Raw genomic sequence first — 20,345 nt, 5'->3', positions numbered from 1 at the left:
TTATTGTAAGTCAATCATTTTGTGCAATCGTTTGCACTAAATGCAAAAAAAGAGGAGTGAAACAGAAATAGTATTGTTTCAAAATATATTTCTGTCTCACTCCCAGCTTGCTTAGCTTGTCGCATTTCTTGATGAAATGCTGTTTTCAAGAGTCTCGAGTTGGTTTGAAAGAAGCTTGTTACAAGTTCATTTTTAATACAGTCAGCTACTTTGATTTTGCAAAATAGCATCAATATATTATTTAAGTCTTAGGCGCTTCTCTAAAGTATTAGTGATTATTCCTCAACCCATTGTGTATGGAAGATACCTTCTTTATCTTTACGTTCATACGTATGTGCCCCGAAGTAATCACGTTGCGCTTGAATTAAGTTTGCTGGTAAATCTTCAGAACGATAACTATCATAGTAGTTTACGCTGGCAGAGAATCCGGGTGTTGGTACACCGTTACGCACACCTGTTGCTACTACGTCTCTCAACGCATCTTGATATTCTGTGACAATACCTTTGAAATAAGGATCTAATAAAAGGTTTTGTAATTCTGAGTTATTATCATAAGCGTCTTTAATTTTTTGTAAGAATTGAGCACGAATAATACAACCTTCACGCCATATCATTGCTAAATCGCCCAGTTTTAAATTCCATTCATTTTCTTCGCTAGCTTTACGCATTTGCGCAAATCCTTGTGCGTATGAACAAATTTTACTCATGTATAAAGCTTTGCGGATTTTTTCTAAGAATGCTTCTTTATCACCAGTAAATTCTGCTTTAGGGCCATTTAATTCTTTAGAAGCATTTACACGTTCTTGTTTAATTGATGAAATGAAACGCGCAAATACAGATTCAGTAATAATTGTTAAAGGAATACCTAATTCTAAAGCATTGATAGAAGTCCATTTACCTGTACCTTTTTGACCTGCAGTATCTAAGATTTTTTCAACAAGTGCTTCATTGTCATCGTCTAATTTAGTAAAGATATCACCTGTGATTTCAATTAAATAACTTTCTAACTCACCGGCATTCCATTCTTTAAACGTTTTAGAGATGTCTTCATGTGACATGCCTAATAAATCTTTCATCATTGCATAACTTTCTGCGATAAGTTGCATATCTGCATATTCAATACCATTATGAACCATTTTAACATAGTGGCCTGCACCATTTGGTCCTATATATTCTACACATGATGCACCATCTTTAGCTTTTGCAGCTATGGCATCTAATATATCACTTACTTTATTGTAAGCTGCTTCTTGACCGCCTGGCATTAATGAAGGACCAGTAAGGGCACCTACTTCACCACCAGATACGCCCATACCGATAAAGTTAATACCACTTTCAGCTAAGGCTTTATTTCGACGGATTGTATCTTGATAATTAGTGTTACCACCATCAATTAAAATGTCATCATCATCTAATAATGGCAGTAAACTGTCAATTGTTGCATCTGTTGCAGGACCAGCTTTGACCATTAATAAAATTTTACGTGGTTTTTCTAATGAATTCACAAATTCTTCCAAAGAATATGTTGGGTGGATTTGTTTACCTTTAGATTCATTCACCATCTCATCTGTTTTTTCACTTGAACGGTTGAATACAGATACGCTATACCCACGTGATTCGATATTCCAAGCCAGGTTTTTTCCCATTACAGCTAAACCTACTACACCTATTTGTTGAGTCATATTACTTACCTCTCTCATTCAATTTTTCAATAGTATTGTATCATAAAACTAGAATGTACTTCACTAAACTAAATTACGATTTAGCTACTAATTCAATAATTTTGACAATTTGTGTTGCTAAGTCGTTGAGAGACTTAATTGAAATGCGTTCTGATGTAGTGTGAATGTGTTCATAGCCAACACCTAAAATGACTGTAGGGATTTCAAATGTATTAATAATACTACCATCAGAGCCACCTCCAGCAATAACAGTATCACCAGTTAATCCTAATTTTTTCGCACTATTTATAGCATATTGCGTAACTTTATCTTCATCATTTAATTTAAAGCCAGGATAGCTTTTCTCAATTATTACTTTGGCTTCTCCACCAAATTCTTGTGCAGTTGACTCAAATATTTCTTTCATATGTGCTACTTGTTGCTCAATACTTTGATCATTATGAGAACGTGCTTCAGCTTCTAGCACGACTTCATCTGCAACAATATTAGTTGCAGAACCACCGTGAAATTTACCTATATTTGCAGTTGTATATTGATCAATTTGACCTAATTTCATACGACTTATTGCTTTTGCGGCAATATTAATTGCACTAATCCCTTCTGAAGGCGTACTAGCATGAGCAGTTTTCCCTAAAATAGTCGAATTGATGATCATTTGAGTTGGTGCACCTACGACTGTTGTACCAACAGGTTGACTAGCATCGACAGCATAACCAAATTCAGCGTCTATGAGTGATTTATCTAATTCTTTTGCACCTTTAAGACCTGACTCTTCACCAACAGTAATTATGAATTGAATTTGACCATGTGGTATTTTATTGTCATTAAGATACTGTATTGTCTCAATAATTGCTGCTAATCCTGCTTTGTCATCCGCACCTAAGATGGTTGTTCCATCTGAGTATATATAGCCATCATCATTAATTTGAGGTTGAATATTTAAACCTGGCACTACGGTATCCATATGGCTCGTGAAATAAATTTTAGCTACGTCTTGGTTATCACTTGTTGCGGGCAATGTACAAATAAGGTTATTTGCACCTAACCATGACTTTTCTGAAGCTCTGTCTTCAGCAACATGTAAACCTAATGCTTCAAATTTCTTTTTTAGAATGGGTTGGATGACTTCCTCATGACCTGTTTCAGAATTTATTTTCACTAATTCTAGAAATGTTTCAAGTAATCGTTGACTGTTTATCATTGTGATAAAACCCCTTTCTTATTTAATTTCTATTTTAACTAACTTTCTACAATATCAAAAATAAATTGATTGCCATTTGTATTAAAATCATTTATGGTTAATTTATATATTTGGTAAAGTACATGTTATTAAGTACTTTAATAAGGAGCGTCAAATAGTGAATAATAAAGTACTAAGAATTATAATTATTGTAATGTTAGTCGCTATTATAGCAGCATTACTACTCACAAGTTTAGTGCCATTGATGCATTAATCTTTAAAGAAAAGAGGGTAAGACGAACATCTCGTCTTACCCTCTTTTCTATTCAATAACTTATTATAATTCATTATGCAGTCTTAATGAACCAAATTGAGATTTAATATTTAGATATTCTTCTAACTCATTTAATATTTGCATCATACTTGAACGTGATTTTAAAGATTGATGAGATTTAGGAAGTGGTAATTCATCTAATGACAAACGGATTTCATATAATGAATGTAAACGGAGTGCAGTATAGTCGTTACTATTTACATTATTACCAATTTCTGTCATTAAATGTGATACATCTGCCAATAGAGGATCGTCGACAGTAACTTGATTTAATAAAGGTTTAATTCTACGAAGTAATTCAAGTTGTTCTTGTCTCATATCAAAGTAGTGATAATAAGAGTTTTCATTTCGAATAAAATGATTTTTAACATCTCTAAATGCAATAGATTTCGCTTTACGAATATCCAATTGAAGTTTCTCGAAAGATAATGACAAATCATTACTATAATCCGAGCACGCTTCACTGTATGCCATAAATATGTCTTTAAATCCTTTTTCAATTTCTTTCTTGAAAGAAACGAGTGTTTTATCTAAACTCGGCATAATTAAATTCATAATGAATGCAATTCCTAGCCCAATAGTTAATAAGAGTAGTTCGTTGATGATTAAATGTAAATTAATCGTTGTTGCATTAAAAACATGTAATAATATAACGCAACTCGTTACAACACCCTCTTGAACCTTGAGCATGACAGTTATAGGAATAAATAATAAAACAATTAATCCTAGAACAAGTGCACTCTGGCCTAATAGGCTAAATACAAGTGAACCGAATAGTAGAATTAAAATACAAGATACAAATCGTGATACGATAGCTTGTACTGAATGAACTTTTGTATGTTTGATACACAATACAATGAGGATAGCACTTGATGCATAATTATCAAGTCCTATCCATTTGGCTAAAATGACACCTAGCGTTATACCTACCGCAGTTTTAAGTGTTCTAAATCCAATCTTATACGGATTTAACTTTAGCATCGGTAAATCCTCTTATCTCTCGTCGCAATACTTATCAAATAGGCTTTGTAATTGATTAATAACATCCATTACATCATGGCCTTCTATTTGATGACGTTCGATCATTTCGGTAATTTTACCATCTTTAATTAGAGCAAAAGATGGGCTTGAAGGTGCATATCCTTCAAAGTAATCTCTAGCCTGTTGCGTAGCTTCTTTATCTTGACCAGCAAATACAGTAACTAATCGATCTGGTAACTTATCATAATGTAATGCATGTGATGCTGCTGGACGCGCAATTCCACCTGCACACCCACATACAGAATTAACCATTACTAATGATGTACCATTTTGTTGTAATACTTTATCAACGTCTTCTGCTGATGTTAATTGCTCGTATCCTGCACTTTCAATTTCGTTACGAGCTTGTTCAACCACACCATTCATATATAAATCAAAATTTAAATCCATTTTGAATCACCTTTCAATCTTTTATTTATTCAATGTTATTCTACTAATTTAAACGATAGAGTTCAAATAGGTTGTCCAAGGCTATGCCATCTTATTAAATACTAATAAATACTTGTATTTTCAACTGTAAATTGCTCAATTCGTTGTTTTACTTGCGACATGAAGCGACCTGTTTGGACACCATCTAATATACGGTGATCAATCGAAATACATAAATTAACCATGCTTCTAATTGCTATCATGTCATCAATCACGACAGGTTTTTTTACAATTGATTCTACTTGTAATATTGCAGCTTGTGGATGATTAATAATACCCATTGACGAAACAGAACCGAATGTACCAGTATTATTAACCGTAAACGTTCCACCTGACATGTCCTCTTGAGTTAATTGTTTATTTCTAGCTTTTCGTGCTAATTCATTGATTTCTCTAGCAATGCCTTTAATAGATTTCTCATCAGCATGTTTGATAACTGGAACATATAATTTATCTTCATCTGCAACTGCAATCGAAATATTAATGTCTTTATGAAGGATAATTTCCTCACCGTCCCAACTACTATTTAAGAGTGGGTTTGATTTGAGCGCTTCTGCAACTGCTTTTACAAAGAATGCAAAGAAGGTTAAATTATATCCTTCATTCTCTTTGAATGTGTTTTTATGAAGGTTTCTCGTTTTAACCAAGTTAGTTGCATCAACTTCAACCATCATCCATCCATGTGGAATTTCAGTAACACTTGTTACCATGTTTTGGGCAATTGCTTTTCGTACGCCTTTTACTGGAATAGACTGACCTGATTGCGTATGATTTGAATCAGTGCTGGCCACTTGATTTTCAAAAGATGGCTCTGTTTTGTTATTAAGTTTAGAAATTTGATTCTCAGAATCCACATAAGATTCAATATCTTTTTTAGTTACTCTTCCTTCGAAACCTGTGCCACGTACACGTGATAAATCAACATTATTTTCAGAAGCAATTTTAAATACGACAGGAGAATAGCGACCATTATTTAGTGGTGTTGATGCTGATTCTGTACTTGATTGTTCATTTTGACGAACATTCTGATCAGTGGGAACACTTGAGTCTGATTTTGACGTTTTATCAGTTAAGGCATCCGTATTATTTGTATTTACAGTTGTTTCATTCTTATTATCATCTGTTCCTTGTTTATGATTATGCGTGTTCGTTGATTGATTTGACTCAGAAGATTCAATTTTACATATAACATGATCTATTTGAACTGTTTCCCCTTCAGAAACTAAGATTTCAGTAATAGTACCTGAAACCGTTGAAGGTACCTCTGCGGTTACTTTATCAGTAACGACTTCACATAAGGGTTCATATTCGTCTACATAGTCTCCTACAGAAATAAGCCATTGCTCGATTGTACCTTCATGAACACTTTCGCCTAGTTTAGGCATTTTAACATCCATAATTTTGCCTCCTTAAAATTGTGCAAGCTCTCTCATTTTTTCTAAAATTTTATCAGGATTCATCATAACTTCATTTTCTAAATTCGGAGAAAATGGCATTGAAGGTACATCTGGTCCAGCTAACCTCATAATCGGTGCATCAAGTTCAAATAAACAGTTTTCAGCAATAATTGCTGAAACTTCTGACATGATACTACCTTCAAGATTATCTTCAGTTACGAGTAAAATCTTGCCATTGATTTTGGCGCGTTCAATAATTGTCTCTTTATCTAAAGGGTAAACTGTTCTTAAATCGACAATTTCTACACTGATACCATCGGCGGCTAAAATATCAGCAGCTTGCATACAATAATTTACACATAATCCATATGTAAATACTGTAATATCGTTGCCTTCTCGTTTAACATCAGCTTTTCCAAGAGGAACAGTATAATATTCCTCTGGTACTTCTTCTTTTAAGAAACGATAGGCCTTTTTATGTTCAAAAAATAATACTGGATCATTAGATTCAATAGAAGATAATAATAACCCTTTAGCATCATAAGGTGATGATGGAATGACGATTGTAAGTCCAGGTGTAGAAGCGAAAATACTTTCGATACTTTGAGAATGGTATAAACCACCATGAACACCACCACCAAAAGGTGCTCTTATTGTAATCGGGCATTGCCAGTCATTATTTGAACGATAACGCATTTTTGCTGCTTCACTTATAATTTGATTAACTGCTGGTAAGATAAAATCTGCAAATTGAATTTCTGCAATTGGTCGTTTGCCAATCATTGCAGCGCCAATAGCAGTACCAACGATATTAGATTCGGCTAACGGGGTATCAATTACTCTTTCAACACCGTATTTTTTTTGTAAACCACGTGTAGCGCCAAATACGCCACCTTTTTTCCCAACATCTTCACCAAGTATAAATACATTGTTATCTTGTTCCATGGCTAAATCTTGTGCTTGTTGTATCGCTTCAATATACGTCATTTTACTCATTGCCAATACCTCCTTCTGGATCATACACAAATTGATATGTTTCATCTACAGATGGATATGGCGCTTGTTCTGCGTCTTTTGTGGCTTTGGTAATAATTTCTTTATGTGCTTGCTCTAACTGATCTAACCATGCTTGATCGATGATACCTTGTTCGAGTAAATAATCTTTAAATTTAAGATTGCAATCATACGTTTTTAAAGCTTCTCGTTCTTCTTTAGTACGATATGTATCATCATCATCTGATGAATGTGGTGTCATACGATTTGTAACGGCCTCAATTAAGGTAGCACCTTCACCATTTAATGCACGCGTTCTAGCTTCTTTCATCGCTTTATACATAGCAATAGGATCGTTACCATCTACAGTTTCACCGTGGATACCATAGCCTAAAGCTCTATCAGAAAGTTTTTCGGCGGCATATTGTAGTGAATTTGGAACTGATATCGCGTATTTATTATTAATAATGACGCAAACAAATGGTAGTTTGTGTACACCTGCAAAGTTTAAGCCTTCGTGAAAATCTCCTTGATTTGAACTTCCTTCACCTACTGTGGCTGTAGCGATATTAGGTTTTTTATCCATTTTCAATGCTAAAGCAGCACCTACTGAATGCGGTATTTGAGTTGCAACAGGAGAACTTTGAGATAATATACCTTTTTCACGATGACTGAAGTGAGATGGCATCTGCTTGCCACCAGAATTAATATCATCCTTTTTACCGAATGAAGCTAGCATTGTATCATAAGGAGAAATACCCATATAAGTTACAAATGCTAAATCTCTATAATATGGAGATGAAATATCTCCTTCTTTCATAGCATAAGCCATTCCTATTTGAGTGGCTTCTTGTCCTTGTCCACTTACGACAAAGGGAATTTTACCCGCACGGTTTAGTAACCATAATCGTTCATCTACTTTTCTGCCTAAATCCATCCATTTATAGATTTCTTTGAGGTCATCTTCTGAAAGTCCGACAGATTTATAATCAATCATTTTAAATATTCCTCCTATTAAACATGTATCGCTCTATTTTCTACTTTCAATCCCAATTCCATTAATACTTCAGATATTGAAGGATGTGCGTGTGTTGTCAGAGCTAATTCAATTGCTGAGCCATTCATAAATTGTAATAATGACGCTTCATTGATTAATTCAGTAACCTGTGGTCCTATCATGCTAATACCGATAATTTCATTTGTTTCTTGATCAATAACCATTTCGCAAAAGCCTTTATCCTTAGCATTAGTCTCTATCACAGCTTTACCTATTGCATTAAACCCTACTTTAAATGATTTAGATTTAATATTTTGCGCTTTAGCAGACTCCTTATTATAACCAATGGAAGCAACTTCAGGATGTGTATATATACATTTAGGCATTTTGTTATAGTTTAAAGGTAAGCTAGATCCATTAAACATATGTTCGACAGCTAAAATGCCTTCTTTTGAAGACACATGAGCTAATTGTAATTTGCCTATACAATCACCAGCAGCATAGATATGTTTATCTTCTGTTTGTAAGCAATCATTAACTAAAATGTTACCTAATTGATCTGTTTGAATTTTAGTATTATTTAACCCAATATCATTGGTATTAGGAGTACGTCCAATCGCTACTAAAACTTTGTCTAATTCTAATGTTTTTTCCTCATTGACTTGAATGGTTACGGAATTAGTATTAACGGTTACTGATGTATCACTCAAAGCACAATTTTCATAAAATGCAACGCCTCTTTCGCTAAGAGCGGTTTTAAGATATTTTGCAATTTGAGCACTTTCAGCAGGTAGAATTCGTTCGCCAGCCTCAATTACACTAACCTCTACACCTAAGTCTATTAATAAAGAAGCAAATTCAAGTCCAATCACACCACCGCCTATGATTGCTATCTTTGAGGGTAAATCAGTGAGTTCAAGCATGTCACTGCTAGATAATACGGTTTCATGATTGAAAGGTAAAAATGGTAATTGTGTTGGGTATGATCCTGTAGCAATTAAGACATATTGATTAGGTAAAAGATCAGATTCACCATCTTCGTATTCAACTGAGATTGTACCACTTTGTGGTGAAAAAATAGATGTACCCATTATTCTTCCAGTACCATTAAAAACATCAATGTGATTTTTTTGCATTAAACTATCTATACCTTGGTGCATTTGGCTAACAATATTGTCTTTACGTTCCATCATTGTTTTTAAGTCAAATGAAAAATGATCTATATTCACCCCAAAGTCTGCGGATTCTTTCACCGTTCTTAATACTTCAGCAGATTTTAATAATGCTTTTGTAGGGATACACCCTTTATGTAAACAAGTTCCACCTAATAATGATTTCTCTACAATAGCTACCTTTTTACCCAGTTGAGATGCTCGTATGGCCGCCACATATCCAGCGGTTCCTCCACCTAAAACGACTAGGTCATATTGCTTTTCACTCATTTTTTTACTCCTAACGCATTTACAATTTATTTATCAATAGTATGATGCAATAATGCTCAATATAAATAGATTTTAAATGTCTAATGTCATTTATAACGCAATGAGCATAGCTCATAAAAATCAATTTATTTAAATTAGTGATTTATTATACATTTTACATCAAAATTTAATAGTAATAAAACTAATGAATTACATAAGAGGTTGGGACAAAATATAAGTCTCAGCCTAATTTATTATTTTAGCAGTAGCCGACTCGTTTGAAAACGCGCTAAAATCAAGTTTTTTCAAACCTAGACATTCTTACCTATGCGTTGCCAAGCAAAGAGAATTTTATCAAAAATTTCTACAAGCTAAGCATGCTGGGGCGGGACAACGATTAACTTTAATTGCTGTACCGTACCCTATTTTTTCTTTGGTTTTGACTAATCATTTCTTTTGCATTTTCTCTAGTTAATTCCGTTACACTTGCACCAGAAATCATGCGTGCGATTTCATCAATTTTGTCATCATCTTTTAATTCTTTAACTTGAGTTGTTGTACGGTCATCATTGGAAGCTTTGCTTATTAATAAATGATGATCGCTCATTGATGCGACTTGTGGTAAGTGAGAGATACAAATAACTTGGATATATTCTGCGATATCTCTCATTTTTTCAGCCATTTTTTGGGCAGCTTGACCAGACACGCCCGAATCAACCTCATCAAATAGAATTGCTGTTTGTCCTCGTGATTGTACAAATATACTTTTTAAAGCGAGCATAATACGAGATAGTTCACCACCAGAGGCGATTTTATTTAAACTCTTAAGTGGTTCTCCTTTATTTGGACTAATTAGGAACTCAACGAATTCTATACCATCAATCGTTGGCTTTTCTAATAATTGGAAAGAAATTTCTAAATTAGCATCTTTCATTTGTAAATTTTGAATTTCGGAAACGATATGGTCTCTTAATGTGCGTGCTACGGTACGACGCGCCTTAGATAATAACTTGCCTTGAGACATGACTTCTTCATATAATCGATTAATTTCCTCACGTAATTGAGATGTACTTTCCTCATAATTTTCAATTTTAGCAATTTCATTTTGGAGCTTGTCTTTGTAAGTCATTAATTCATTAATATCTTTGCCATATTTTCTTTTGAGATTATTTAATAAATTCATTCGGGATTCTAATTCATTGAGCATTTGTTCATCAAATTCGTTGTTCGACATTTCGTCATATATCTCGTGTTTAGCATCCTCAAGCGTATAATAAAATTGGTCGATATCCTCTTTAAGTTTACTATATTTATCCGGCAGAATTTCATCAATGTATTGTAAATGATTACTTAATTCGTAAAGTCTATCTGTAATCGCGTGTTCATCGGTTAAAGTAACATGGGCATTATTGAGCGCTAAGCTTAGCTTCTCAGAATTTTGAATTCTACGAATATCAACTTCTAATTGTTCAATTTCGCCTTCTTTTAAAGAAGCTTCTTCTAGTTCTTCATATTGAAATTTCATTAAATCTAAACGTTGAAGTAACGCTTGATCTGCAGACTCTAGATCTTCTAATTCCTTTGTTTTACTTTTATATTGGTTAAACACGTTTTGATATTGTTCTTTTGTAGTTGAATATTTATCCTCTGCATAGTCATCTAATAATTTTAAATGGTACTTTTGTTTAAGAAGTGTTTGAGTTTCATGTTGACCATGAATATCTAATAACTCTTGCATGACTTTACGTAAATCTTGAAGTGTTACGATTTGATTGTTTAATCTACAAATACTCTTACCAGTACTAAAAATTTCTCTTTTTACTAATAAAAAGTCTTCATCAATATCTATATCTAGGTCCTGAAGGATATGAATAACATCTTTACTTTCGTCTATGTCAAAGATACCCTCAATAATTGCCTTTTTTTCACCATGTCTAACATAGTCTGATGAAGCACGCACTCCAATTAACTGGCCAATAGCATCTATGATGATTGACTTACCTGAACCAGTTTCACCACTCAGTACTGTAAGGCCATCTAAAAAATGAATTTCTAATTCATCAATAATTGCAAATTGTTTTATTGATAAGGTTTGTAACATGAATTCATCGCATCCTTATAATAAATTGAAAATTCTAGTTTTAATTGTATTACTTGCTTCTTCATCTTTACAAATTAAAAGACAAGTGTCATCTCCACAAATAGTACCGAGCACTTCGTCCCAATCGATTTGGTCTAGTATAGCACCTATAGATTGAGCGTTACCTGGTAATGTTTTTAAGACTAATAAATTTCCAGTTCCTTCAATGTTAACAAATGAGTCCATAAGATAACGTCCCAATTTTTCAAGTGGATGATATTTTCGATCATTCGGCAAGCTATAAACATATTGACCTGTTGGTGCGGGTACTTTGATTAATTGTAATTCTTTAATATCACGAGATACGGTTGCTTGAGTCACATTAAGGTCGTATTCATTTAGACGTTTGACGAGTTCGTCTTGCGTTTCTATCTTTTCGCTTGAGATAATTTCTCTTATTTTTATGTGTCTCACTGATTTTTTTGCCATTATGAACACTCCTAGTTTCGAATAATTATACAATGATTTTAACACAACATAATTTTTACTACTACTATTGCTATTATGCATAAGTAACTGATAACTCAATAATCGTAAATTGTTTAAATTAATGACATAGCGCTATTATTGAATGATTTTGTTTGAAAAAATGTATATATTTATAAATAATTATGTAAATTTTTAATAATAATGATCACGAGCACCTAGTCATTAAAATAAAGTATTAAAACACCCTTCAAAGCTGCTGTTTAAAACAATAACTTTAAAGGGTTCTTATTCGTTCAACTTAATGATCACGAGTGTAAAATAAATCAACGACATCTAGTAAAGGCTTAATATCGTATTGCTCAGAGAGCTTTTCAATTGATTCAGTGGCAGCATTTTTATGAAAATCAAGTTTATCTTCTGCACCTTGTTTTCCTAATAATGAAACATAAGTGCTTTTGTGATTTTCAATATCACTACCTACTTTTTTACCTAACTTAGATTCATCACCATACACATCTAGTAAATCATCTTTAATCTGGAACATTAGACCTAGATGATCGCTAAATGATTCAAGTAATTGTGACGTCGATTGATCGACTTTTGCAATATCGGCAGCACTTAATATCGCAAATTTTAATAATGCACCTGTTTTAGCTTTATGCATTTGTTCAAGGGTTTCCAAATCAACAGGTTTATCCTCACTTTGCATGTCTAGTGTTTGGCCACCCACCATACCTAAGTGACCGCTATTGTGAGCTAATCGTGAAAGCACCTTTACTTTAACCTCTGGTTCTAATAAATCATCGTCAGCAACGATTTCAAAAGCCTTCGTTAAAAGTGCGTCTCCAGCTAAAATAGCTTTCCATTCACCATAAACTTTATGATTTGTTAATTTTCCACGACGATAATCATCATTATCCATAGGAGGTAAATCATCATGTATTAAAGAATATGTGTGAATCATTTCCAATGCTAAAGCCGTTTGTTTACCTTTGGTATAATCTTGATTTAATACATCCAACGTTAAGAAAACAAGTAGTGGTCTTATTCTTTTACCACCTGCATTAAGTGAATACTGCATACTTTCTTCAAGATTGGTATTTAATGGTGAAGGTTTAATTACACCGTCAAGAGCGCTATTAATTTGTTCAATTAACTCATTCATTGACATCTTTGTCATTATCTTCATCCTCTGCTTCATCTTTAATAAGTTGATTAACTTTATTTTCTGCATCTTTCAGCGTTGCATCACATGTGGCTGAAAGTTTCATACCTCGCTGATATAACTCTAGTGATTCTTCAAGAGATACAGTTTCATTATCTAACTTTTGAACGATTTTTTCCAATTCTTGCATCATTTCTTCAAAACTTTGTTGATCTTTACTCATGTTCACACCTAACCTTTTTAACAATAGCATCAACGCTACCATCTTTCATTGATAATGTAATTTCATCATTTTCATTTAAGTCTTGTGTACTTGTAACCACTTGGTCGTTCTTATTAATAATAGTATAGCCTCTTAGCATTGTATTAGTCGGACTTAAGTTATTTAATAGTTCAATTTTATTTTTGAGCTCTAATTGATTATTTTGAATACTTTTCTTGGTTAAGTTTGTTAATCGACTATTAATGTTCATTAAGTGTTTATTATTTTGCGTAATGGATTGCTTCAAAGCTTTTAAATTAAAATTTTGACGAAGTACTTTAATTTGATACTTTTTACTTTCAATTTTAGATGATATTAATTGAGATAATTGCTTTTCTAAATCATCTTTTCGTTGAATTTGTTGATCATATAATAATGAAGGTTGTTTAAATTTATAATACGATGATAAATGGTCGAGCTGTTTATGTTGTTTTTCAAGATATTGTTTTATATATCTTGAAAGCGAAAATTGATGTTGTTTAATTTGTTGCATCAATTCGTACTGATCGGGTGTAGCGATGACCGCAGCTTGAGTAGGTGTTGCTGCCCTTACATCAGCGACAAAATCACTCAAAGTAAAATCAGTTTCATGTCCGACAGCTGAAATAATAGGTGTTTGACATTCAAAGATTGCTTTCACAACATCCTCTTCGTTAAAGTTCCATAAGTCTTCTATAGAACCACCACCACGACCAACTATAATGGTATCGACGCCAAGCGCGTCAGCGTGTTTTATTTTTTCGATAATATCTTCTTTTGCTTGAGTTCCTTGCACCAAAGTACTTAATTGAATTTTTTCAACTAAAGGATATCTGCTATTGATTGTAGACACAATATCTCTAATTGCTGCACCGGTACTTGCAGTTAAGATCGCAATTTTTTTAGGGAATCGGGGAATAGGCTTTTTATATTCATTACTAAAATAGCCTTCTTTTTTTAATTTTATCTTTAATTGTTCTAACTTTTGATACAAGTTCCCTATACCATCTAATTCCATCTTATTTACATAAATTTGATAGTTTCCACGTCGCTCATATACAGAAACACGTGCTTCTAAGAGAACTTCGTCACCTTCTTTAGGATCAAAAGTAAGTTTGCTAGCATTGCCTTTAAACATCATTGCACTAATGACGCTATCTTTATCTTTAACATTGAAATAAAGGTGTCCGCTAGAATGCCTTTTAAAGTTAGATAGTTCGCCTTTAAGCAAAATAGACTGTAAATGTGGGTCTTGGTCAAATTTGTATTTAATATATTTTGTTAATGTTGTTACACTTAAGTATTCAGACATAGTCATCACTCAAATTAATTATTTTATGTTACTTAGCACACCGTTAATAAATTTATAATGTTCATCGTCACTAAACTGTTTTGCCAATTCTACAGCTTCATTGATGATTACTTTCGGTGGTGTATCACTGTGTAATAATTCAAATGTAGCCATACGTAGTATAATACGGTCTGTTTTTAGCAAACGTTGAAGTGACCAATCTTTAAGATATGGTTTGATCGTATCATCTAAAACTGGTTCATGATCTTTTACACCAGTCACTAACCAGTGTATAAATTCAAAGTCTAAATCTGGCTCATCATCTTTAATAAAATTGATTGCTTCATTGATAGTTAATTCTGTATCTTTCATTTCTAACTGAAACAAAGTTTGAAATGATTGCTTTCTTGATTCTTTTCGACTCATAAATAACTCCTTGTTAATGTAATCTTTATATTATTCGACAGTGATATGCATGATATGAACGTTAATTTCTTTAGGCTCAATTGCAGTCATTGTTTTAATTGAGTTGAAAATGGATGTTTGAATTTTGCTCGCAAACTTAGAAATATTTATACCATGTTTAATAGAGCAATATACATCGATTTGAATGCCATCTTCTTTAACATCAATTTTTAAATTTCTATTGAGATTTTTTCGACTCATTTTCTCAATATTACTATTTTTTAATTCTGCAAAATGTCCGGTAACACCGTTTACCTCTGATACTGCAATACTTGCAACTACAGAGATAACTTCTGGTGCAATTTCAATTTTACCTAAATTTGAATTTGAATAATCTGCCACTTTAACCATTTAGACTACCTCCTACTCATTATCATTCATAATATTATATTGCTCTAAGAAATTTGTATTAAATGATCCACTTCTAAAAATATCATTATTCATTAATTTCAAGTGGAACGGAATTGTTGTGTCGATTCCTAAAATTAAATACTCGCTTAATGCTCTGATTCCAGTCATAATCGCTTCTTCACGAGTAGGTTCATGTACAATTAACTTAGCAACCATAGAATCGTAATATGGAGGGATTGTATAATTCGTATAGCAAGCTGATTCGATTCTCACACCATAACCTCCAGGCGCAAGGTATTGGGTAATTTTACCAGGAGAAGGCATGAAATTCTTATATGGATTTTCAGCATTTATACGATATTCAATCGCATGCCCATTAATCGTAATATCATCTTGCGTATATGGTAATGTTTCACCCATCGCAACTTTTAATTGCAATTTAACTAAGTCTATTCCCGTAACCATTTCAGTAACCGGATGTTCAACTTGGATACGCGTGTTCATTTCCATAAAGTAAAATTGATTGTCATTTAAGTCATAAATAAATTCAATTGTACCTGCGTTCTCATAATTTACTGCTTTAGCAGCTCTAATTGCAGCATTTCCCATTTCTTCACGTTGTTCATTCGTTAATATAGGTGATGGTGATTCTTCAACTAACTTTTGCATACGTCTCTGAATCGTGCAATCCCTTTCTCCGAGATGAATTACATTTCCGTATTGGTCACCAATGATTTGAATTTCTATATGGCGGAAGTTCTCGATAAATTTTTCAAGATAAAGTCCCCCATTACCGAAAGCAGTTTCTGCCTCTTGTTGGGTCATTCGATAGCCATTTTCAAGTTCTTTCTCTGTTCTGGCTACTCGAATCCCTTTACCGCCACCGCCTGCTGTCGCTTTAATAATTACAGGATAGCCGATTTCTTCAGCGATTTGTTTAGCATCCTCTATAGATGTGACAAGACCATCGCTTCCTGGTACAACTGGTACATTGGCAGCAATCATTTCAGCTTTTGCAACGTCTTTAATACCCATTTTTTGAATAGATTCATAGCTAGGACCAATGAATTTCAATTGGCAAGCTTCGCATAGTTCCGCAAAGTCACCGTTCTCAGCTAAAAAGCCATAACCCGGATGAATGCCATCACACCCTGTTGATGTTGCTATAGATAAGATATTAGGAATATTTAAATATGAATCTTTAGACTGAGTAGGACCAACGCAATATGCTTCATCAGCAATTTGAGTATGTAATGCGTCTTTATCTCCCTCAGAATAAATAGCAACGGTTTGTATGCCTAAATCATGGCAAGCTCTGATAATTCTAACTGCAATTTCTCCACGATTAGCGATTAAGATTTTTTTCATTATTTCACCTTAAATAACGGTTGGCCATACTCTACCATTTGTCCGTCTTCTACTAATATTTCAACGATTTCTCCAGAAACTTCTGCTTGAATTTCATTAAATAATTTCATTGCTTCTAAAATACATACAGTTGATTCATTTGTAACTTTATCACCAACTTGAACATAAGCATCTTCCTCAGGTGATGGAGATTTATAAAATGTACCAACCATTGGTGCATTAATTGTTTGATATGATGATTCATCATCTTGACTTTTATTTTCTTCAACAGGTGCTTCTGACACACTTTGATTTGGTGTTGACATTGTTGGTGCAGCAGGTGCTAAAGGTGCTTGTTGTGTATATTGTGGTGTAATTATTTCAGTTTCTTTTTGTTTTTTTAGATTAACTACACTACCTTTATTATCTTCAATATTAATTTCAGTTAAACTTGATTGATCAAGAATTTCGATTAATTCTTTTATTTCTTTAAAATTCATAAGTTACTGACTCCTCGACTTAGTTTTCATCTACCAATCTATTTTACTTGACTCAACTTGCCAATTCAAGCATGTGTCATTTTATGGCAAATAGTTGGGAGTGGGACAGAATTCTTTTTAAATTCGTTGTCCCACCCCCGCAAGGATGACTAGAACTGAGAAAAGCTCGATTTAAGCGCCTTCTCAGTTCAGTCAGCTACTGCGAATTTGCAAAATAGCTCCATTATATTATTTATGTCCCAGCCTCCTGATATTTTATAATTTTTTGTTTGCATGATTTGAGTATTAAAAAAAGTCTTTCTAATTGGTAATCAGAAAGACTCTAGTTATCGTTCATAATAAATTAGGCTCTTGAAATATAGCTTCCATCACCAGTATTAATTACTAATACATCACCTTCATTAACAAATAAAGGTACATTTAATGTATAACCAGTTTCAACTGTAGCTGATTTAGTTGCACCAGTAGCAGTATCACCTTTAATACCAGGTTCAGTTTCAGTAACTTCTAATTCAACTGTCTTAGGCAATTCAACACCGATTGTTTCACCTTCATATGATTGAATTTGAACTTCCATGTTTGCTTTTAAGAATTTTAATTCATCTTTTAAATAATCTGCTGATAATTCAGTTTGATCAAACGTTTCATTATCCATGAACACATGATTATCACCATCTGCATATAAATATTGCATACGACGATTTTCAATCATTGCTTGTTCAACTTTTTCTCCAGCTCTAAATGTTTTTTCTTGGATTGCACCTGTTCTTAAATTACGTAATTTAGAACGAACAAAGGCAGAACCTTTACCTGGTTTTACATGTTGGAAATCAATAACTTTCCAAATGCCATTATCTACAGAAATTGTTAAACCTGTTTTAAAATCATTAACCGAAATCATTCAGTTTCCTCCTCAAATATGCGCTTTCTATAAAATAATAAGGTCTTTTGTACATTTAGTAAAGACTTCGCAGCCATTTTCAGTGATTAAAATATCATCTTCTATACGTACACCACCAAGACCATCTACATAAATACCTGGTTCAATAGTAACACAATTATTTACTTGAATCGTACCCTTTGCATTTTTAGACAATAATGGCCCTTCGTGTATATCTAATCCAATACCATGACCAAGTGAATGACCAAATGCTTCACCATATCCATGAGACGCAATATAATCTCTTGATAAAGCGTCTGCTTCTGCCACAGTCATGCCAGCTTTAATTTCATTGATGGCTTTTATTTGGGATTCAAGAACAATATTATAAATATCTTTCATCTTTGGATCAGGTTCACCTATAGCAAATGTTCTTGTAATATCAGAGCAATACCCTCTGTAGTATGCACCAAAGTCTAACGTGATCATATCCCCTTGTTCAATAACTTTATCACTTGCTACGCCGTGTGGTAAGGCGCCTCTATAACCCGATGCTACAATTGTGTCGAATGAAGGTCCATCTGCACCTAATTCTAACATTTTGCTCTCTAATTTCGCCTTTAATGTTCTTTCAGTCATGCCAGCCTCGGCAATTTCTAAGATATAATTATATGTATCATCAACTATTTTAGCAGCATATTTAATTTTCTCAATTTCCTCAGGTGTTTTTACTTCTCTAATTTTTTCAATGTCATCACCAATTGAAACTAAATTTGCGCTTGATTGATCTAACGTTTGGTAAGTATCGTAACTTACTAAGTGACCTTCAAACCCAATTGACTTAAATTGGTTATGATTGATAATTTCAACGATTTCTTCAATTAATCCACCACTGCGCTTGATAATTTCGAAATGAGTAGCCTGTTCGGTAGCTTGTTCAATATAACGGAAGTCTGTTATTAATTGATAACGATCTTTTGAAATAACTAATGCACCACTTGTACCAGTAAAATCAGATAAATATCTTCGATTATAATCTGATAAGATAACTAAAGCATCTATTTGATGATGATTGAGTAGTTCTTGAACTTTTGCTAATTTATTCATACAAATCACTCCTAGTATAACGTTTGTACATTTGCTCTATTTACATTAAAATAATAGCATAATTATTTTAGAAATAAAGAGATTTTGGTTTAGGGAGATTTTAATGAAAAAATTAATCGTTATTCTAGGAGCTTCATGTTTATTGGTTGGTTGTGGCTCTCAAAATTTAGGACCTTTGGAAGACAAGACAACCAAATTAAGAGATGAAAACCATAACTTGAAGTTAGATATCCAACAGCTAAATCAAGATATTAGTAATCAAAAAGCACAAGTTGAAGCTCTTAATAAAGATAAAAAGAATGTATCTAAAACTGTTGATAACAATAAAGAAGCTAAATTTCTAGATGCTTCTTCAAAATATTATCAGGATATTACTAAAGTGATTAGTAATTATAATCAACTAGATTTAACTAAAAAGAAAAAAGAGGATAAAAAGCAAAATCTTGAAAAATTAAATACTATAACAAACGATATTGATGATGCGTATAGTAAATATAAAGGCACGATTTCAACTAAAGATTTATCAAGTGCCAATAAAAACGAAGATAAGAATATCAGACAAATGAATAAAGAATTACAATCAGCATTTAAAGATATAAAGAGTGGATATGAAACTAACAATTCTAATAAATTAAATAAAGGTAAGACAAAGCTATCTCAAGTTAACATGTCCAATAATTCATAAATATAGGAGTTTTTGTTTTGAAAAATATATTGTTTTATTTAATATTAATTATTGCAACAATTGGCTTAATATTAAATCTGAATGCGTTTATGATGTCATTTGCTAAAACTATTTTTACTTTTATAATCATCGCAATCATAATTTATTTAATATACTATTTCTTCTTCTTGACTGAAGATCAACGTAAATATAGAAGAGCTGCAAGAAAATATAAAAAGAAACATCGTAAATAATACGAGGCTGGGACATAAATAATATAATAATGCTATT

General features: G+C 32.9%; 22 protein-coding genes. 3 read left to right on the top strand and 19 right to left on the bottom strand.

All coding sequences use genetic code 11. The features are described from left to right. Positions 1-275: 275 nt before the first annotated feature. Positions 276-1,682: an NADP-dependent phosphogluconate dehydrogenase gene (gndA, locus tag HMPREF3239_RS05525; protein WP_070854988.1), complete on the bottom strand. Its 1,407-nt coding sequence runs from the start codon at positions 1,680-1,682 to the stop codon at positions 276-278. 73 nt (positions 1,683-1,755) lie between these two features. Next, on the bottom strand, positions 1,756-2,883 hold the full coding sequence (locus tag HMPREF3239_RS05520; RefSeq protein WP_070854987.1) for a M20/M25/M40 family metallo-hydrolase: 1,128 nt from the start codon (positions 2,881-2,883) through the stop codon (positions 1,756-1,758). A gap of 157 nt (positions 2,884-3,040) precedes the next feature. On the opposite strand from HMPREF3239_RS05520, the gene prli42 reads away from it, so the two are divergent. After that, positions 3,041-3,136, top strand: coding sequence for a stressosome-associated protein Prli42 (gene prli42 / locus HMPREF3239_RS12440; RefSeq protein WP_154392014.1), 96 nt, complete (start codon positions 3,041-3,043; stop codon positions 3,134-3,136). Between the two features lie 63 nt (positions 3,137-3,199). Here the strand turns inward: prli42 and HMPREF3239_RS05515 are convergent, their stop codons facing one another. The 17 genes from HMPREF3239_RS05515 to HMPREF3239_RS05435 form a co-directional block, all read right to left on the bottom strand. Next, the gene (locus HMPREF3239_RS05515) at positions 3,200-4,177 is read right to left on the bottom strand and encodes an aromatic acid exporter family protein (protein WP_053029469.1); all 978 of its coding nucleotides are present in this window, start codon (positions 4,175-4,177) and stop codon (positions 3,200-3,202) included. A gap of 12 nt (positions 4,178-4,189) precedes the next feature. After that, positions 4,190-4,627 (bottom strand): bacilliredoxin BrxB, encoded by a 438-nt coding sequence (gene brxB / locus HMPREF3239_RS05510; protein WP_070854986.1) that lies wholly within the window; start codon positions 4,625-4,627, stop codon positions 4,190-4,192. 101 nt (positions 4,628-4,728) lie between these two features. Continuing rightward, complete coding sequence (locus HMPREF3239_RS05505; RefSeq protein ID WP_070854985.1) at positions 4,729-6,063, bottom strand: dihydrolipoamide acetyltransferase family protein; 1,335 nt, start codon at positions 6,061-6,063, stop codon at positions 4,729-4,731. Between the two features lie 12 nt (positions 6,064-6,075). Further along, on the bottom strand, positions 6,076-7,059 hold the full coding sequence (locus HMPREF3239_RS05500) for an alpha-ketoacid dehydrogenase subunit beta (protein ID WP_070854984.1): 984 nt from the start codon (positions 7,057-7,059) through the stop codon (positions 6,076-6,078). After that, a complete protein-coding gene (locus HMPREF3239_RS05495) occupies positions 7,052-8,053 on the bottom strand; it encodes a thiamine pyrophosphate-dependent dehydrogenase E1 component subunit alpha (protein WP_070854983.1) in 1,002 nt (333 codons plus the stop codon). Before HMPREF3239_RS05495 ends, HMPREF3239_RS05500 begins: the two co-directional genes overlap by 8 nt. 17 nt (positions 8,054-8,070) lie before the next feature. Further along, positions 8,071-9,495 carry a dihydrolipoyl dehydrogenase gene (lpdA, locus tag HMPREF3239_RS05490; RefSeq protein ID WP_070854982.1) on the bottom strand — a complete coding sequence of 475 codons (1,425 nt, stop codon included), beginning with the start codon at positions 9,493-9,495 and terminating at the stop codon, positions 8,071-8,073. 382 nt (positions 9,496-9,877) lie between these two features. Next, positions 9,878-11,575, bottom strand: coding sequence for a DNA repair protein RecN (gene recN, locus HMPREF3239_RS05485; RefSeq protein WP_070854981.1), 1,698 nt, complete (start codon positions 11,573-11,575; stop codon positions 9,878-9,880). A 15-nt stretch (positions 11,576-11,590) separates the two neighbouring features. Then, complete coding sequence (ahrC, locus tag HMPREF3239_RS05480) at positions 11,591-12,043, bottom strand: transcriptional regulator AhrC/ArgR (RefSeq protein ID WP_053029476.1); 453 nt, start codon at positions 12,041-12,043, stop codon at positions 11,591-11,593. Positions 12,044-12,341: 298 nt separating this feature from the next. Continuing rightward, positions 12,342-13,223 (bottom strand): polyprenyl synthetase family protein, encoded by an 882-nt coding sequence (locus tag HMPREF3239_RS05475; RefSeq protein WP_070854980.1) that lies wholly within the window; start codon positions 13,221-13,223, stop codon positions 12,342-12,344. After that, the gene (locus HMPREF3239_RS05470) at positions 13,201-13,431 is read right to left on the bottom strand and encodes an exodeoxyribonuclease VII small subunit (RefSeq protein WP_053029478.1); all 231 of its coding nucleotides are present in this window, start codon (positions 13,429-13,431) and stop codon (positions 13,201-13,203) included. The genes HMPREF3239_RS05475 and HMPREF3239_RS05470 overlap by 23 nt, the downstream gene beginning before the upstream one ends. Continuing rightward, positions 13,424-14,761 (bottom strand): exodeoxyribonuclease VII large subunit, encoded by a 1,338-nt coding sequence (xseA, locus tag HMPREF3239_RS05465; RefSeq protein ID WP_070854979.1) that lies wholly within the window; start codon positions 14,759-14,761, stop codon positions 13,424-13,426. The genes HMPREF3239_RS05470 and xseA overlap by 8 nt, the downstream gene beginning before the upstream one ends. A gap of 18 nt (positions 14,762-14,779) precedes the next feature. Beyond that, positions 14,780-15,166: a transcription antitermination factor NusB gene (gene nusB / locus HMPREF3239_RS05460; RefSeq protein WP_053029480.1), complete on the bottom strand. Its 387-nt coding sequence runs from the start codon at positions 15,164-15,166 to the stop codon at positions 14,780-14,782. 30 nt (positions 15,167-15,196) lie between these two features. Beyond that, positions 15,197-15,556: an Asp23/Gls24 family envelope stress response protein gene (locus HMPREF3239_RS05455; protein ID WP_053029481.1), complete on the bottom strand. Its 360-nt coding sequence runs from the start codon at positions 15,554-15,556 to the stop codon at positions 15,197-15,199. 12 nt (positions 15,557-15,568) lie between these two features. Next, positions 15,569-16,924, bottom strand: coding sequence for an acetyl-CoA carboxylase biotin carboxylase subunit (accC, locus tag HMPREF3239_RS05450; protein WP_053029482.1), 1,356 nt, complete (start codon positions 16,922-16,924; stop codon positions 15,569-15,571). Next, entirely contained in the window at positions 16,924-17,403 is a 480-nt protein-coding gene (accB, locus tag HMPREF3239_RS05445; protein ID WP_070854978.1) for an acetyl-CoA carboxylase biotin carboxyl carrier protein, read from the bottom strand. The genes accC and accB overlap by 1 nt, the downstream gene beginning before the upstream one ends. A gap of 343 nt (positions 17,404-17,746) precedes the next feature. Further along, a complete protein-coding gene (gene efp, locus HMPREF3239_RS05440; RefSeq protein WP_053029484.1) occupies positions 17,747-18,304 on the bottom strand; it encodes an elongation factor P in 558 nt (185 codons plus the stop codon). 27 nt (positions 18,305-18,331) lie between these two features. After that, positions 18,332-19,390, bottom strand: coding sequence for a M24 family metallopeptidase (locus HMPREF3239_RS05435; RefSeq protein ID WP_070854977.1), 1,059 nt, complete (start codon positions 19,388-19,390; stop codon positions 18,332-18,334). A 103-nt stretch (positions 19,391-19,493) separates the two neighbouring features. On the opposite strand from HMPREF3239_RS05435, the gene HMPREF3239_RS05430 reads away from it, so the two are divergent. Together HMPREF3239_RS05430 and HMPREF3239_RS05425 are read left to right on the top strand one after the other, a co-directional pair. Next, positions 19,494-20,075, top strand: coding sequence for a putative periplasmic lipoprotein (locus tag HMPREF3239_RS05430; RefSeq protein ID WP_053029486.1), 582 nt, complete (start codon positions 19,494-19,496; stop codon positions 20,073-20,075). Positions 20,076-20,092: 17 nt separating this feature from the next. Further along, positions 20,093-20,308, top strand: coding sequence for an SA1362 family protein (locus HMPREF3239_RS05425; RefSeq protein WP_070854976.1), 216 nt, complete (start codon positions 20,093-20,095; stop codon positions 20,306-20,308). The last annotated feature ends 37 nt before the right edge of the window (positions 20,309-20,345 follow it).

The sequence above is a fragment of the Staphylococcus sp. HMSC34C02 genome, assembly GCF_001838705.1.
GTDB lineage: Bacteria > Bacillota > Bacilli > Staphylococcales > Staphylococcaceae > Staphylococcus > Staphylococcus borealis.
This window is presented reverse-complemented; position numbering and strand designations above follow the sequence as displayed.

Bases quoted from the DNA above. Each gene is read 5' to 3' on its own strand.
- gndA (WP_070854988.1), bottom strand. From the start codon at position 1,682: ATGACTCAACAAATAGGTGTAGTAGGTTTAGCTGTAATGGGAAAAAAC.
- HMPREF3239_RS05520 (WP_070854987.1), bottom strand. From the start codon at position 2,883: ATGATAAACAGTCAACGATTACTTGAAACATTTCTAGAATTAGTGAAA.
- HMPREF3239_RS05515 (WP_053029469.1), bottom strand. From the start codon at position 4,177: ATGCTAAAGTTAAATCCGTATAAGATTGGATTTAGAACACTTAAAACT.
- brxB (WP_070854986.1), bottom strand. From the start codon at position 4,627: ATGGATTTAAATTTTGATTTATATATGAATGGTGTGGTTGAACAAGCT.
- HMPREF3239_RS05505 (WP_070854985.1), bottom strand. From the start codon at position 6,063: ATGGATGTTAAAATGCCTAAACTAGGCGAAAGTGTTCATGAAGGTACA.
- HMPREF3239_RS05500 (WP_070854984.1), bottom strand. From the start codon at position 7,059: ATGAGTAAAATGACGTATATTGAAGCGATACAACAAGCACAAGATTTA.
- HMPREF3239_RS05495 (WP_070854983.1), bottom strand. From the start codon at position 8,053: ATGATTGATTATAAATCTGTCGGACTTTCAGAAGATGACCTCAAAGAA.
- lpdA (WP_070854982.1), bottom strand. From the start codon at position 9,495: ATGAGTGAAAAGCAATATGACCTAGTCGTTTTAGGTGGAGGAACCGCT.
- recN (WP_070854981.1), bottom strand. From the start codon at position 11,575: ATGTTACAAACCTTATCAATAAAACAATTTGCAATTATTGATGAATTA.
- ahrC (WP_053029476.1), bottom strand. From the start codon at position 12,043: ATGGCAAAAAAATCAGTGAGACACATAAAAATAAGAGAAATTATCTCA.
- HMPREF3239_RS05475 (WP_070854980.1), bottom strand. From the start codon at position 13,223: ATGACAAAGATGTCAATGAATGAGTTAATTGAACAAATTAATAGCGCT.
- HMPREF3239_RS05470 (WP_053029478.1), bottom strand. From the start codon at position 13,431: ATGAGTAAAGATCAACAAAGTTTTGAAGAAATGATGCAAGAATTGGAA.
- xseA (WP_070854979.1), bottom strand. From the start codon at position 14,761: ATGTCTGAATACTTAAGTGTAACAACATTAACAAAATATATTAAATAC.
- nusB (WP_053029480.1), bottom strand. From the start codon at position 15,166: ATGAGTCGAAAAGAATCAAGAAAGCAATCATTTCAAACTTTGTTTCAG.
- HMPREF3239_RS05455 (WP_053029481.1), bottom strand. From the start codon at position 15,556: ATGGTTAAAGTGGCAGATTATTCAAATTCAAATTTAGGTAAAATTGAA.
- accC (WP_053029482.1), bottom strand. From the start codon at position 16,924: ATGAAAAAAATCTTAATCGCTAATCGTGGAGAAATTGCAGTTAGAATT.
- accB (WP_070854978.1), bottom strand. From the start codon at position 17,403: ATGAATTTTAAAGAAATAAAAGAATTAATCGAAATTCTTGATCAATCA.
- efp (WP_053029484.1), bottom strand. From the start codon at position 18,304: ATGATTTCGGTTAATGATTTTAAAACAGGTTTAACAATTTCTGTAGAT.
- HMPREF3239_RS05435 (WP_070854977.1), bottom strand. From the start codon at position 19,390: ATGAATAAATTAGCAAAAGTTCAAGAACTACTCAATCATCATCAAATA.
- HMPREF3239_RS05430 (WP_053029486.1), top strand. From the start codon at position 19,494: ATGAAAAAATTAATCGTTATTCTAGGAGCTTCATGTTTATTGGTTGGT.